Source organism: Campylobacterota bacterium, assembly GCA_020633995.1.
Lineage (GTDB): Bacteria > Babelota > Babeliae > Babelales > RVW-14 > JACKCO01.
In genome coordinates this window covers 33,737-47,458 of record JACKCO010000003.1, presented here as the reverse complement: position 1 = coordinate 47,458, position 13,722 = coordinate 33,737, and the positions used below count along the sequence as shown (strand labels likewise).

Below are 13,722 nucleotides of genomic sequence, written 5' to 3'. Positions count from 1 at the left end.
TAAATTACCGATTAAAGTCGAGATTATGCCAATACAAAAAACAGAACGGAGGTCGATAGAAATTACCGACCTCCGTTCTGAGTGTAGAGAGTGTGTTTCAAGTGTAGCTTTTTAAATCTAAATTATAGTTCGTCAGGCATATCTGTAGCTTCTTTTGTTTCGGCTTCTTCTGCTGGTTCTGCTGCTGCGCCGCGAGTTCTGGTTCTGCTGCCACGTCCGCTGCTTCTGCTGCCACGAGCAGTTCTGCCGCTGTCGCCACCACGTTCACCACGTCCGCCACGTCTGCTACCGCGTGCGCTTTCACCGCGTGCGCTTCCACCGCGTGCGCTTCTGCCGCCTCTGCTAGCGCGTCCAGTTGCTTCGCCAGCGTCACCACCGCGAGCACCTCTTCGGCTACCGCGTGCGCTTTCACCGCGAGCTGCGCCACGACCGCCTCTGCTGCCACGGCCGGCACGTTCAGTTTTACCAGCTTCTTCACCACCGCGTCTGCCACGACCGCCTCTGCTAGCGCGTCCAGTTGCTTCGCCAGCTTCGCCGCGAGCACCTCTTCGGCTGCCGCGAGAACTAGCGCGTGCGCTTGCTCCGGCTTCGCCACGGCTGCTTGCGCGTTCTCCGCGTCTGCTAGTACGTCTGCGACCACGGCCAGTTTCTTCCTCTTGTTCTTCTTTGGCTGCAGCTTCTTTTTTCTCAGCTTCAGCAGGTGTTTCAGGAACTACAGGTGTTTCAGCGGTTGCAGGTGTTTCAGGAGTTGGGGCCGCTGCTGGTGCTGAAGATGGTGCAGCTTCGATTTCTGAAGCAGCTTTTTGAACTTCATCGACCTGAGTTTCAATGTTGCTTGCAGTTTTTTGGAGTTCATCGACGCTTTCGTTAAAGTCAGTCAGTTGTGACTCAAAAGTTTTTGCAAAGCCTTCTACTTCTTTATGGTATTTTTCAATGATGCTTTCAAGGCTTTGTACTTGGCTGGCAAGTGCATCAAAGTCAGCCTTAGTGACTGCTTCTGCTGCGCTGAGCCCGCTGCCTGCAAAAAGCACAAGGCTTGCGAGTAGTGTTATAATGTTGCGTACGTTTTTCATAAGGTTCCCCCCTTATTATTTTGGGATTTTAATATACTTCTTTTCTAAAACGTTAATTTTCCAGAAACGGCAGGAGGTTATTATTCTCCCCCTATTTATTAACATTTAGTAATAAATAGTATTTAAATAATAAAGCCCTCCTATCGTTATTTTCCTTTACCTTTTTACATAGTTTCTACTGCTCTAATAAGACTTTACCATACCTTCAGACCCTAAAGTCAATAATTTCAATAAGAAATTTAAATAAAATGGGCGTATTTGGTTCCCGAATACGGTAAATAACAGAGATGAGGGGAGGGTACCAATAAAAATAAGCCCCAGAGATTTCCCTGAGGCTTATACCAATTTTGAGAATGAGTGGTCGGTTTTTAGTCTGAGGATCCGCCTTTGCCCTTGCCTTTGCGGTGTTTGCCCTTACCTTTAGCCTTGTGGTGTTTGCCCTTTTTGTCTTTCCACTTTTCCTTTTTCTCTTCCCATTTTTTCTTCATTTCTTGTTGATGATTACGGATCTCTTTTATATCATTGTGCATTTCTTCAAGTTTATCCATAAGTTCATCATTTGTAGCTTCTGCTCGTACCGCTAGGGGTGAGCAAAGGCTTAGTGCTGCGAGTAGTGCCATAAACGTTCCGCGTAGTTTCTGCATGAGATACTCCTTTTTTGAAAGGCTGAGGGTTACTGGTAAGTGAGTGAAAAATTGTTTGGCCTAAGTCTTGTTATGGCTTTAGACTACACAATTTGGTATTTAAAAAGCAATGATTTGTACAGAATGTAGAGCTTATTTATGGCTTGGTTTAGGTATTGTTGATGTTTTTAAATAGCAACGTTAGTTGTTCGTTTTCAAAAGACATCTCATACCCCTGGGTGTTTATACCTTCTGGGAGCTGAAGATTAAGCTGTACATTGCCGTCTGTGTAGCAAATTTTTTGTAAGCGTCCATCACTGGTCAAGAAAGAAGTTTTCGCGGAGACATGGTGTTCTGCATGGGTTTGCGTGGTGTGTCCGTCTTTGTTGGAAATCGCGTGCTTTTGGGTTATTACCTTACCCTTAGCTAATACGTCAAGGGTACGTTTGGTTACTGTTTCATTTTCAAGCGTTTCACTGATGGTAACTGAAATATCTTTTTGCTTGAAGCCTGGGAGTGGGATGCTGATCGTCAGATTTGATTGGTCCTGATCCCATTGCTCTTGCGGTTTGTAAGCAGCCAGAGATATAGTTTTTTCTCGTTCGGGGACGATAGATCGTTGCTCTAGGGCATTAAGTTCTGATTCGATAAGCGTTTCAATTCGGTCAAATTCTTGATTGATTTGCTCCCGGATATTGGAAAACATGTTTGCATGGGTATTAATGTTTGTTAATGCAGATATTGCAAGTGTGCAGTAGATTACTCTGTTCTTTTTCATAATATTCCTCTCCTCCTGAAAAAATAAACAGTGCCTTGTGCCGAACGCAACCATGTTATGAGTGTGAACCCTCATGTAAAAAATGTACCACGAGGGTCTTAAAAAAACAATAGATTTATGCTGCTGATGGTGCTAATGGTAAAATGTTAGGCAATTGAATATGTGTTGTTTTTTCTTGCCAAGCCATACTTTCGTTGTGTTGTGAGAGCTTGTCATAAAGTGCTTCAATGAAGAGTTCTTTTGTTACCGTCAGATCATCAGTCCCATAGGCATTTGATCTGATTTCATCGATAAATTGATCAACCTCTCGACCGGAAAAGCCCTCAATAAGCTTAGCCGTTTGTACGATAAATTCATGATCAATACCAGCGTCAATAGTCAAGGCAAATTCTACTTCTTGTCCTTCCGTGGCAACAACACGGATATCGTCGCGTAAATATTTTTGTATGTAGAGCTCGAGCATACGTACAAGCTCGTCATGACCGGGGAGTGGAATGTTAATTTTTTTGTTGATACGGCTTGAAACTGCATAGTCAATGTCTTCAGGGTAATTTGTTGCAAATACCAGCATGAAGTGTTTGGAGCTTGCGTTAGTGCGAGATAGGAATGCGTCAATTAAGTTTATGCCCTGTTTATCAAGAAACTTTCTGTTTCTAAACACCGCGTCTGCCTCGTCTATAAAAATGATGAGGCCATTTTTGCTTTGTTCGGCCCAGTCAAATAAATTGTGAAGTTCAGCAATATCTTCGCCGTTTTTAAACTGTGCAAAATCGGCGCCAGACATAATGGCATAGTCCATGCCTGAAAAGTAGGATAAAATCCGTGCAAACATAGTTTTGCCTGTTCCAGGTTTGCCGTGAAGCATGATGTGCTGGTAAGGCAGGCCTAAAAGATGTTTGTTCTTGGTGATTTGTGCAAAATGCCTTAACTGGTGCGTAAGTTGTTGGGGAAGAATGAGATTATCGAACGAGAAAATGGCATCCCTGACTTGCTCAACTTCAACGCCAAATGTTTTTTTGAGCATGCTCCAGATTGTGTGCTGGTAGATGGATGAGTCACGTATGAGTTTTGGCCTACCAATCTGTGTTTCAAGGTATGTATGTAAAAATTTGCTCGCGAAGTAGGCACTGATCAAACTGCCACCTAACAGACTGGCAAAAAGCGATATTTTGCCCAGGCTTTTAGGTTTAAGCAATAGTTTATAAAATTCTAGTGATTCTCTACTTTTTTCTCGCTGCGTTGCCACAGCTTCCTTGATTCGGATATCACCTTCAATCTTTTTTTCGCTTATACCTATTTGGTTTTCAAGGTACTTGGTGCCATTTTGCATGACTGTTTCGTCACAGTGTACCAACCAGTTTGAGATGATTTGTAGCTCCTCTCTTGCTTGGTCAAGTTCTTTATCAGCATTACCTTTTTTTTCGAGATCCTCTATTTTTTTTTGATATTCTTTTTTTTGTTCTATTTTTCTTGTGACCATATCAGTATAGCCGCGAAGCAACGTTTGGATGGTTCCTTCACTGGCAAGACAAGGACTAAAAAATATAAGAATCGTGAGCGTCATTTTTTTCATGTTAGTTGCCTCAGGTATGATGTAATTGCTGGTATCATTTTTATAACAATTGGAAGAATTAAGATCAGTGTTATTGGTCCAAGGACGAGAACTTTGCCTAGGGAGGCGGTTCTGTTTTGTTGGTCAAGTAAAGCAAAAAACGGCTTATTTAGGGTTTTTTCAACGATGTGGGAAAGTTCATGTAACGCCAATGCTTTGGTAGGTGCATTTTTGGTATGAATTATTTTTAAAAGCCCTTGATAGGTGGGATAATTTTGCGTTATATCTTGGATAAAGCGTTGAACACTTTGTTTATTTTGTGTCTGGATTGACCACACAAAACCACACGTTTGAATCATATCTTTAACAAACGTGCTATTAAAAACTTGCAATAGGCTGTCTTCTGGGCAGAGCTTGCTGTTAAGCAGTTCACAAAGTCTGACCATGGTGTTGGTGGGCGTGAGTTGTACGGGACAGAGTATTTGCAGGAGGTCAAAACACGAGATATGAACACTATCAAGTTCCTGAATGTGGGGCATGAGAGCCGGTGCAACAAAGCGAATGCTCTCTTGTAGATTTTCTTTTTTTAGGTCGGCTCTTTTTATTGCTGCTTGGATAACAGATAAAAACGCCACCCAGCCAAGATGTTCCGCCTTGCTGCTTCGTGTAAGCAGAAAATTGTCATGCCATATCTGAGAGAGGCGAAGTGAAAGTGTGTTTGCAATGCTTGCGCCAATCGTGTAAGCATACTCTTTTGAGTAGAACTCAGGCAAAAAATATGTCGCTAGTTTCTCAGTTACATGGTTTTTGGTTTCATCATTGCCTTCTGTTGTTTGTAACTCAGCAAGGTGTTCAAGATCAGTTTCAAGTTCATTGGGTAAGGCTATGAGTTTGGTGATCAGCTGCTGTTGCATGATTTGCGTAAACTGTTGCTGTACAAGCCATGAAAAAGCTAGTTCAGCAAACAAAAAACTACCAAGGATGAGATCACTGTTTTTGAGTGCAAGGGTTAAGCGGGTTTTGCCATCGTCAAAAGTTTTGCTTGCCAGGATGGTGTTGTTAAAACTTTGCTGCTGACTGCCACAGATGCTGTCTTCAAGTTTTTGCTTGTAGTCTGCTGTGTTGAGTTCGTGCGTAAGACGTGCTATTTCTCGATCAAGATTATCTGTATCGACTGACTCTATGTCGTATGCAGAAATAGTTTCATCACTGCAATGAATTGGCTTGAGGCATAAAAAAAGACAAAAAAGGAGTGTTAGAAAAACGTTTCTTTTTTTTGTAACCATACGGGGGTGTTTGGTTTTAAGGGATTTTGGGGGTGGCATTCATTAGTTCCACCCTCATCAAAAGCTTGTTGTTTATGCAGCTGGGGCTGCTGTTGGTTCAGCTGCTTGCTCTGGGGTTATGCCCAGCTCGTTGAGCTTGTCTGGATCAAAATATTCTGGCTTTGTTTCCCAATTTTGTTTGGACTGATGTTGCCTAATGCGTTCTTTAGTGACCAAGCTGAACAGTTCTGGGGTAACACTCTTGTGCGTTGTGGCATAAGCATGTGACCTAACATCATCGACAAGATCGTTAATGTTACGGCCAGAAAAGCCTTCCAACTGTTGGGCAATGCCTTGTAAGAACTCGTCGTTTATCTTACGTGAGACGTTAAGTCCGCATTCTTGGCGTTTGCCTTCAATCAAAATCTGGCGTACATCTTCTCTCAAATACTGCTTGATGTAGAGTTTAAGCATTCTCAGGCGCTCACTTTCTCCAGGTAGCGCCACCGGTATTTTTTGATGAATACGGTCAAGTACTGCCTCATCAAGGCTGCTTGGGTGATTGGTCGCAAACACAAACATAAATTTTTTGTGCCCCTTTTCAACGCGAGACAAAAATGCTTCAACTAGACGACGCTCTCTGTGGTTTCCAGCCGTTCGGCTGCCATACACAGCATCTGCTTCGTCGATAAAAATAATCATGCCACGCTCGCTTTGTTCAGCCCAGTCCATCAGGTTGTTAAATTCGAGAATGTCTTGGCCTTCTTCAAATTGAAAAAAGTCAGGACCTTTTACCAGGGCGTAGTCAACATTTGCATAGTATGCTAATGTTTTTGCAAACAATGTTTTACCTGTACCAGGCGGTCCGTACAGAAGCAGGTTTTGGTAGGGTAGATCAACTTCATGCTTTGTTTTGGTCATGTCTGCAAATGATTTAAGTGTTTTGAAAAGATTTGGGGGGAAGATGATATTGTCAAACGTGTAGAGCTTGTCTGGTGTAATGGCCATTTCATAGCCAAAAGTTTTTGCAATCATGCTCCATACGCTCTGGCTGTGCATGGAAGTTTCTCTAACCAACTTTGGTTTGCCAAGCTTTGTTTCTAGGTAGTGATTGACGAACTTTGATAGGTGGTAGAGCAAAAATAGGCCACCCCCGGTCATGGTGATAAGAGCGCCGGTTTTAAGTAAATTGTCTGTTCTAAAGTATTTGTCAGCAAATGCATCAGCAGCATCTTGATTTTGAGCCCTTCTTCTGTCCCGCTCGAGATCGTCGTCCATACCGCTTGCTGCAATTTTTTTGTATTGTTTGACCTCGTCTTCGTAGTGTTCGTGCATTCTTTTTGCGCTTGCCAGTTCGACTTCTTCTGCATCTGTGCGATTTTGCTTTTTTGAAAGCTCTAACACTTTTAAGTGATATTCTTTGACAAACTCTTCTTTCGTTTTGAGACGCACTTGCCAAACTGAGTCCGGGATTCTTTCAAAGCCAACAACTGATGTTGTACCGGTAAAGGCGACTGCACAAAGTATACTAAACAAAATTGTTTTTTTTATATTCATACGATTTCTCTATTTTATATATTTTATACATTAAATTGATTAGTAGATCTTAAATATACGTTGCCTATCGAGCCATTGTGCGGCCTTGAAGTCAAAAGTAGCAATAGTCTATAGATAACGGCCAGAAATGCAAAATCGCTTGAAAGTGTGCAAAAAGTTAGTTGTTGAGTAAGTAATGTTTTTACTAGCTGTATTTAAAATAAGGTGTATTTGACTTTTCAATCTCGTCACCCTGGACTCTGATCCAGGGGCAATTCCCAAAGACCAAGCCTAATCGTGGATCCCCGATCGGAGTCAGAGATGACGCCTCTGAAAAAATAGTGTTGTAACGAGGGTTTAGGACATCAAAAAAAAGCAGCCCTCCATGATCAATTTGGAGGGCTGCTCAACTAGTTAGCTCTGATTATTTATGCAGCAGCTGCGGCTACGGGTGTTGTTGTAGTAGCGCTGGGCTCACTATAAACATGCTGTTCAAACGATGCCTGCCCTGCTTTGTCCCAACGTGAAGCATTTTTGTGTTGCGCAACCTTATCGTGCATGCAGTCAACAAACAATGCTTTTGTAAGCGTTAGGTCTGGAGTAGCGTAAGCGCATGAACGTACCTCATCAACAAACTGTTCAACTTCACGACCAGAAAAACCTTTCATCTGCTTTGCAACAAAAGAAACAAACTCTGGAGCAGTGATTTCAGGATCAAGTTCAAGACCACATTCTTGTTTTTCATCATCGATGGTGATGACGCGAATGTCGTCGATAAGGTATTTTTTCATGTACAAGTTCAAAATCCCGATCAGTTCATTGTGCCCTGGAAGCGGAATGTTGATTTTTTTGTTAACACGGCTAAGTACTGCAGCATCAATGTCATCAGGGTAGTTAGTTGCAAAAATAAGCATGAAGTGCTTAGAGCTAGTACCTGTGCGCGAAAGGAATGCGTTAACAAGCTTAACACCGCGTTCACTAAGTTCTCTACGGCTTCTGAGTGCCGCGTCCGCTTCGTCGATGAAAATGATCAGGCCGTCTTTACTGCTTTGTTCAGCCCAGTCAAACAGGTTGTGCAGTTCAGTGATGTCTTCACCTTCTTTAAACTGTGCAAAATCAGCGCCAGACATAATGGCGTAGTCCATGCCTGAGTGGTACGACAAAATTCGAGCAAACATAGTTTTACCCGTTCCTGGCTTACCGTACAGCATAAGGTGTTGGTACGGCAGACCAATGGAGCGTTTGTTTTTGGTCATGTCGGCAAAGAGTTTGAGTTTGCGTGTGAGTTCTGGGTCCATAATCAAGTTGTCAAATGAAAAGATTTCATCTTTCATTGCTTTAACTTCAATGCCCATAACTTCTTTAAACATTGTCCAGAGGGTGTGGTCATAGATTGATGACTCACGTACAAGCTTTGGTCGGCCGATTTGTTTTTCAAGATAAACGTATAAAAACTTAGTCATAAAGTACGTTCCAATGAGTGCGCCACCAGTCATACCTGTAAGAAATGCAATTCGGCTCAGGTTTTGAGGTTGGAGGAAAAACTGCAAACGCTCCATAGCGCCTTGTTGCTTAAGTTCTTGTTTTTTCTTAGCGATAGCTACTTGCTTTGTAATTTCACGCTGATTATCACGCTCTTTTTCAAGGTCGTTAATTTTTGATGATGCCGCCTGCGTTAAAGAGCCCATCATTGTATTTACCATTCCGCTGCGTTGAGCTAAATTATTTTGGTGAGTTTTAATCTCAGCCATTTTTAATGTTATTTGCTCTAGAACGTTGTTGTGTGCTGGCGTTCCTTCTGTAAGAGTTGCGGCTTCATGCTTGAGTTTATCTATTTCTCTATTTAATCTATCAATTTGATCCTGAGGACCCTGAGTCATTTTTTCAGCAGCCTCTACACCAGCATCAATGACTTTGCCTACAGTCTTTCCAATAGCTTTCCAAAAGGCACTGTTATCTGCGCAAAACAGTGGAGATGTAAATGAGAGAGCAAGTATGCAAATAATTCTTAGACTTTTTTTCATTTTTTACCTTCCGTTGCTGGTCTTATATTTATAAATATTTTTTGCTATCAATCCAAATAAAATAAGGGTAGCTAAAAGATTCCCTTGGTTTCGATGACCTGTTGCTTGCAAGTTATATTGAGTAAACCAGGTCATAAATGGAACATGTGTGGTTTTTTCAACTGCTTTAATAAAGTGTTTTTTTGCCAGGCTTCTTTGTTTGTGGTCAACAACAGATTGCTTTTGTAAAAACTCTTTGTAGCCGGCATAATTTTTCAGTATATGGTTGATAAGTGCTGTGCTACAACGTTGATTATGTTGTTCTGCTGCTTTCAAAAATCCCCATGTTTGTAATACATCACCAGCTCTGTCTGAAAGTGCCATTTCGGCCAGAGAAAGCAAGTAGGGAGTGAAAGAAGAAAGAAAGTCTTTGTCTTGCTCAGCTTGCTCCCATATTTGAAGTCCAAATAAAAGAATGCTGTTGATCTGCTTCCATGATCGATAGACAATTTTGTCTGGCCATAAAAACAAGGGGTTTATGATTTCAAACAGATCGAAAAGTGAAATTTCTATGGCTTTATCATCAAAGCTAGAGTTAGGGAGCAGGTTTGGCATGCCATATTGGGCTAATGTTTTAAATGAGTCCTTGCTCACTATGTCCAATTTCCCATCCATAATGCTTTTGATTGAGGCTGCCATGAGTTTATTCTTACCTGCGGCTTGTCCAAGACGATCGACAAGGGCATCTTTCTGGCGCTGTTCTGAGCGTTCAAGTAATATTGTTTGTAAAATACTGCTTGCACCGATAAAAATCATTTGATACGAAAGCGGAGGAACTTCGAAGTAGGAAAGCATTTTCGTCGCTAACAATAAGCGTTCAGTGTTATAAAAATCAATCTGAAACTCTTCTTCTTGCAGTTCAGCTAGTCTTGCAAGGTTATCTAAAACATCGTCTGGCATTGACTGCAGTTTTGATAGAAAGTGTTGGTCGAGGAGTGCGACGTATTTTTTAAAAGCAAAAAATGCAGTGCATACTTCAGCGCCCAAAAAACCAGCCTTGAGTAGATCACTGTTTTTAAGCGCTAAGCGCAAACTCGCATTGTCATCTTCTAGTGTGAGGCTTGCAAGCGTGGTGTTATTAAAATCTTGTTGTTTTTTATTGGTGATAAGATCATCAATTTCTTGACGAAGATCTTTGTTACACTCTTTAAGCAGCTGCTTAATTTCTTTTTCTTCTTCCTCAGTTATCGAGCAATCCAAGGCTTTTGGGTCTTCTGGTTCTGCTGGTCTGATAAACTGGATGACGCTTTCTTTTATAGCCTTTCTTTTTTCAAGGTCTATATATTGTTCGAAAGAGCCAATTTGGCTTAAAAGGGCTCGAGCTCTAGGTTCTTGCTCTGAGAGTCTTTTGGCCGTGGATTTTAAGCCTTCCTCCCACCCGTTTCCATTCAGCTGCCTCTCGAGACTGGCAATTTCACGCTCGCATTCAGGTATATCACGCGAATCAATTTCATTAATTCTGTCTCTTATAGGTTGCGAATCTCTACTCCTCCATGTTTGCCATCTTAGCCTGTTAGCTTCTCTCTTGAGACTTTCAATTCTTTTTTTTAGCTGTCTTTGTTCAGTGACTGCTTGTTTGATCTTATCATCGACTTGCTTTTCTTGTTCCCAAATTGGCTTAAGGTCCACTTCAAGTTCTTGTTTGCGTTTTTCTAGTTTTTCTTTTAATTCATTTCGCTTATGGGGATTCTTGAGATCGGCAGAACTAATTTTTCCTATTTCCCGTGCCAGTTCTTTACCTACAGCAATTTGTGCAAAGTCGTCTAAATCAAGCTCAGCAATTGTGTCTGCAAGGGTTGTGCGATTTAAGCCGACTTCAGCAGCTTTATCGCACAATTCTTTTAATGTGTATCGTGCCAGAGCTGGTGTTTGGCCTTCGGGTAATTTTTTTGCTTTTTTTGCGTCACCACACAGAGGTGTTGTTTGATACAATTCCTGTATAAACTGTGCGATTAAGGCTTTATTCTCGACGCTTTCTTGTGATAACCTTGTTAAGGTGCGTTGCAGTGAGGGGAGTTTTTCAGCAATTTTGTAGCTTGAGCCGTCGCCAAGTGGGGCTGAGATTTTTTCAAGATAGGGGACTAATGTTGCTACCGTTGTTTCGTCTAAATTTTCTAATTTGTCCCAAGCCAAGAGTAATAAGACACCCAAGCCATCTTTTGCAAGTTCTTGCTTGAACTTGTTTCGATCTTCTTCAGAAATAGTCCTACCTGAGCGAGCATGCTGCTTAATTTCCTCAATCAAGCTTGCGGGGGTTTGTTGTCCTATTATTGTCTGGACATCTTCATAGCTTGTGCCTTCAGCTTCATTATCCTTGGAAATGAGACTTTTTGCCGAGTCTTTAGCCCAAGCGGTAAAAGCATTTGTAATTGGCGTTGCAGTGTGTGGCTTCTTTCTTTCAGCACAAAAGGCTTTGCTTAGTGATAGAAAACTAAAAAAGAGGCAAGCAAAAAGTGCTTTGTACGTTTTTTGCATGAACCTTCCCGATTGTTTTTTTATATGGTAATCAAGCTTTTTTGAATTTTAAAAAAAGTAGGACTAGTCTATAGACAAAGAAATGAAAAGCAAAAAAAATTATTTTGGCGTTTTTTGATGGGTTTTTAGATTTCGGTTTGTGTATCTATTCCCCCCTGTTTATCAATAATTTTGTCAATAAGATCCTGGAAGGCACGTTTAGGCTGCTCGCCTTCAAGCTGCGCCACGAGTTTGCCGTTATTGACAAGCAGAAAGGTTGGGACTGAGTCAAGTTCATTTGCGCCAAGTTGTTCAAAAGCTTGAGCCCAGTCAAGTTCTGTTGAGCTGATGTTGAGTTTGACAACATTAAGGTCTTGAGTGTAGTTGAATGCAAGTTGTTCTATGACCGGTAGCATTGCTTTGCATGATGTACACATGTCTGCATAAACGTCGACGAGTACTATTTTTTTTGCATTGATAACTAGGCTTTGCCAATCTGATTTGTTACCAATTTCTGGAAGTTTGTTTTTTAGAAAATGTCGGGGATGAGCTGATACTACTTGTTGTAAGTTTCGTGCTCCTCTAAGTAAGTCAACCTCGTGTTGTTCAAGGTATTTTTGTGCCATCAGCGCTGCACTGCAGCCAGCGCCAGAGGCAGTAACAGCTTGGACAAAGGTTGCGTCAGCAACATCGCCAGCTGCATAGACTCCTGGCACGCTGGTTTGTTGATGATCAACAAGTTTGAGAAAGCCTCGTTCGTCCATGTCAAGCTGGCCCTTAAAAAGGGCAGTGTTTGGTTGTGAGCCGATGGCAAGAAAAAGCTGGTCGAGTTCGAAGTTTTCGGTTTGTTCCGTTTGTGTGTCTTGCAGTGTGACGCTGGTCAGTTTAGTCTGGCTGCCAAGCATTTCTTGTACACGCGTGTTAAAGCGTACTTTGACATGATCGTTGGCAAGAGCACGATCTTTTGCTTTTACATCTTTTGCTCTGAAGTGATCTTTGCGAATAAAGATGGTAACGTCGCTGGCAAGATCGGCAAGGTAGTTTGCCTCGACAATGGCTGCATCACCGCCACCAACGATGCCAACTTTTTTACCTTTGCACAAAGACCCTTCACATACTGCGCAGTTGCTAACGCCACGTCCCCAGTACCCGTCGTGGCCAGTTTCGCCTGGGACTCCAAGTAAATTTGGCTCTGTACCTGTTGCAATAATGCATGTATGTGTGGTAAAGGTACGTTTTTTGTTCGGATCTGCGATGTTTTGTGTTGTTATGGTTAGCGGGCGTTGTGTGAAGTCAACACTGATGACCCGTTCCTGCATGATCTGTGCGCCTCCGGCTTCAGCCTGCTTTTTGATATTGTTTGTAATTTGTTCTCCTGGCGCATCGAGCACCCCCGGCCAGTTACGCACTGAGTGTGATTGCGCTAATGCACCACCGGGCTTTGGACCCTCGATTACAAGTGTTGGGATATTTGCCTGGGTTAGATACACAGCTGCTGTCAGGCCGGCAATGCCTCCACCTAGTACAACAGCTGGAACTGCCTGGTCCTGGCCTGTTTCAATTTTTTCAGATGACTGTAGGCAGCCTGGTAGAAGTAGAATTAGAAGCAGAGTGCTTAAAAAATGTGAGTTTTTTAGGTTTTTCATAGTGATCCCTTTTCATCAGGAAGTTCAGTGTTCTTCTTCTTTTTCAAGTTTGTTATATTGCTATGATTTTTAGCTCGTCATCACGGCCTGCGGGCCGGGATCTAAATCAAGGTGAAGCCTAGTTCTGGCCCCCGGATCAAGTCCGGGGCGACGCGTAACATGTTTGTAAGTTTTTATGCTGCTGTAAAATCATAGAATTTATAGCAGCATTGACCCAATGTAGGCAATGCAGGAAGCTTTTGCAAGAACTATAGCACTCAGCTATCTTTTTTTGCTAGCGTATAAAAAATGATAGTCACAGATAAAAAAAAAGACCCCGTTAAAAAACGAGGCCTATTCTTAAAAAGATAGAAGACGGTGTTACTTACTTTCTACCTTTTCAATTAATTTAGTCATACCTTCTTCAAGGCCTTTGATTCGTTTGTCCAAAAACTCCAAATCATTTTTTACTTTTTCAGCAAAATCGGCTGTCTTTGACATCATGCTGCTCAGCTTAGACTTGAGGTCACTGATTGAAGATGAGTCTACAGTGTAGCTAGTGAAAATTGGATAAGAGAATCTGCTGCAGCCAAGGCTGTAGGATGGGTAACCATAGTAGTAGCCATAGTATGGGTGAGCGTAACTGCCTGAGCCAAAATAGACCCCAAAGCCGGCGTTGCTGGTTGATGTGAGCAAGCACAACCCGAGTATGCTTGAGCAGAATATTTTTTTGAGCGTATTATTCATTGTTTA

Annotated in this window: 10 protein-coding genes; all 10 read right to left on the bottom strand. The window is 42.0% G+C overall.

The annotated features are described in order from the left end of the window. Positions 1–122: 122 nt before the first annotated feature. Positions 123–1,073, bottom strand: coding sequence for a hypothetical protein (locus H6679_00255; protein MCB9492687.1), 951 nt, complete (start codon positions 1,071–1,073; stop codon positions 123–125). A gap of 368 nt (positions 1,074–1,441) precedes the next feature. Continuing rightward, positions 1,442–1,717 (bottom strand): hypothetical protein, encoded by a 276-nt coding sequence (locus H6679_00250; protein ID MCB9492686.1) that lies wholly within the window; start codon positions 1,715–1,717, stop codon positions 1,442–1,444. 148 nt (positions 1,718–1,865) lie between these two features. Next, complete coding sequence (locus tag H6679_00245; protein MCB9492685.1) at positions 1,866–2,474, bottom strand: hypothetical protein; 609 nt, start codon at positions 2,472–2,474, stop codon at positions 1,866–1,868. Positions 2,475–2,589: 115 nt separating this feature from the next. Next, the gene (locus tag H6679_00240) at positions 2,590–4,047 is read right to left on the bottom strand and encodes an AAA family ATPase (GenBank protein MCB9492684.1); all 1,458 of its coding nucleotides are present in this window, start codon (positions 4,045–4,047) and stop codon (positions 2,590–2,592) included. Further along, on the bottom strand, positions 4,044–5,312 hold the full coding sequence (locus H6679_00235) for a hypothetical protein (protein MCB9492683.1): 1,269 nt from the start codon (positions 5,310–5,312) through the stop codon (positions 4,044–4,046). The genes H6679_00240 and H6679_00235 overlap by 4 nt, the downstream gene beginning before the upstream one ends. Positions 5,313–5,384: 72 nt before the next feature. Further along, complete coding sequence (locus tag H6679_00230) at positions 5,385–6,848, bottom strand: AAA family ATPase (protein ID MCB9492682.1); 1,464 nt, start codon at positions 6,846–6,848, stop codon at positions 5,385–5,387. A 407-nt stretch (positions 6,849–7,255) separates the two neighbouring features. Next, on the bottom strand, positions 7,256–8,851 hold the full coding sequence (locus tag H6679_00225) for an ATP-binding protein (protein ID MCB9492681.1): 1,596 nt from the start codon (positions 8,849–8,851) through the stop codon (positions 7,256–7,258). A 3-nt stretch (positions 8,852–8,854) separates the two neighbouring features. Next, on the bottom strand, positions 8,855–11,365 hold the full coding sequence (locus tag H6679_00220; protein ID MCB9492680.1) for a hypothetical protein: 2,511 nt from the start codon (positions 11,363–11,365) through the stop codon (positions 8,855–8,857). Positions 11,366–11,490: 125 nt separating this feature from the next. Continuing rightward, positions 11,491–12,990: an FAD-dependent oxidoreductase gene (locus tag H6679_00215; GenBank protein ID MCB9492679.1), complete on the bottom strand. Its 1,500-nt coding sequence runs from the start codon at positions 12,988–12,990 to the stop codon at positions 11,491–11,493. A gap of 360 nt (positions 12,991–13,350) precedes the next feature. Beyond that, the gene (locus H6679_00210) at positions 13,351–13,716 is read right to left on the bottom strand and encodes a hypothetical protein (protein MCB9492678.1); all 366 of its coding nucleotides are present in this window, start codon (positions 13,714–13,716) and stop codon (positions 13,351–13,353) included. Positions 13,717–13,722: the final 6 nt, after the last annotated feature.

What these genes read in the sequence shown, in the direction of transcription:
- H6679_00255 (MCB9492687.1), bottom strand. Translation starts at nt 1,073, where the DNA reads ATGAAAAACGTACGCAACATTATAACACTACTCGCAAGCCTTGTGCTT.
- H6679_00250 (MCB9492686.1), bottom strand. Translation starts at nt 1,717, where the DNA reads ATGCAGAAACTACGCGGAACGTTTATGGCACTACTCGCAGCACTAAGC.
- H6679_00245 (MCB9492685.1), bottom strand. Translation starts at nt 2,474, where the DNA reads ATGAAAAAGAACAGAGTAATCTACTGCACACTTGCAATATCTGCATTA.
- H6679_00240 (MCB9492684.1), bottom strand. Translation starts at nt 4,047, where the DNA reads ATGAAAAAAATGACGCTCACGATTCTTATATTTTTTAGTCCTTGTCTT.
- H6679_00235 (MCB9492683.1), bottom strand. Translation starts at nt 5,312, where the DNA reads ATGGTTACAAAAAAAAGAAACGTTTTTCTAACACTCCTTTTTTGTCTT.
- H6679_00230 (MCB9492682.1), bottom strand. Translation starts at nt 6,848, where the DNA reads ATGAATATAAAAAAAACAATTTTGTTTAGTATACTTTGTGCAGTCGCC.
- H6679_00225 (MCB9492681.1), bottom strand. Translation starts at nt 8,851, where the DNA reads ATGAAAAAAAGTCTAAGAATTATTTGCATACTTGCTCTCTCATTTACA.
- H6679_00220 (MCB9492680.1), bottom strand. Translation starts at nt 11,365, where the DNA reads ATGCAAAAAACGTACAAAGCACTTTTTGCTTGCCTCTTTTTTAGTTTT.
- H6679_00215 (MCB9492679.1), bottom strand. Translation starts at nt 12,990, where the DNA reads ATGAAAAACCTAAAAAACTCACATTTTTTAAGCACTCTGCTTCTAATT.
- H6679_00210 (MCB9492678.1), bottom strand. Translation starts at nt 13,716, where the DNA reads ATGAATAATACGCTCAAAAAAATATTCTGCTCAAGCATACTCGGGTTG.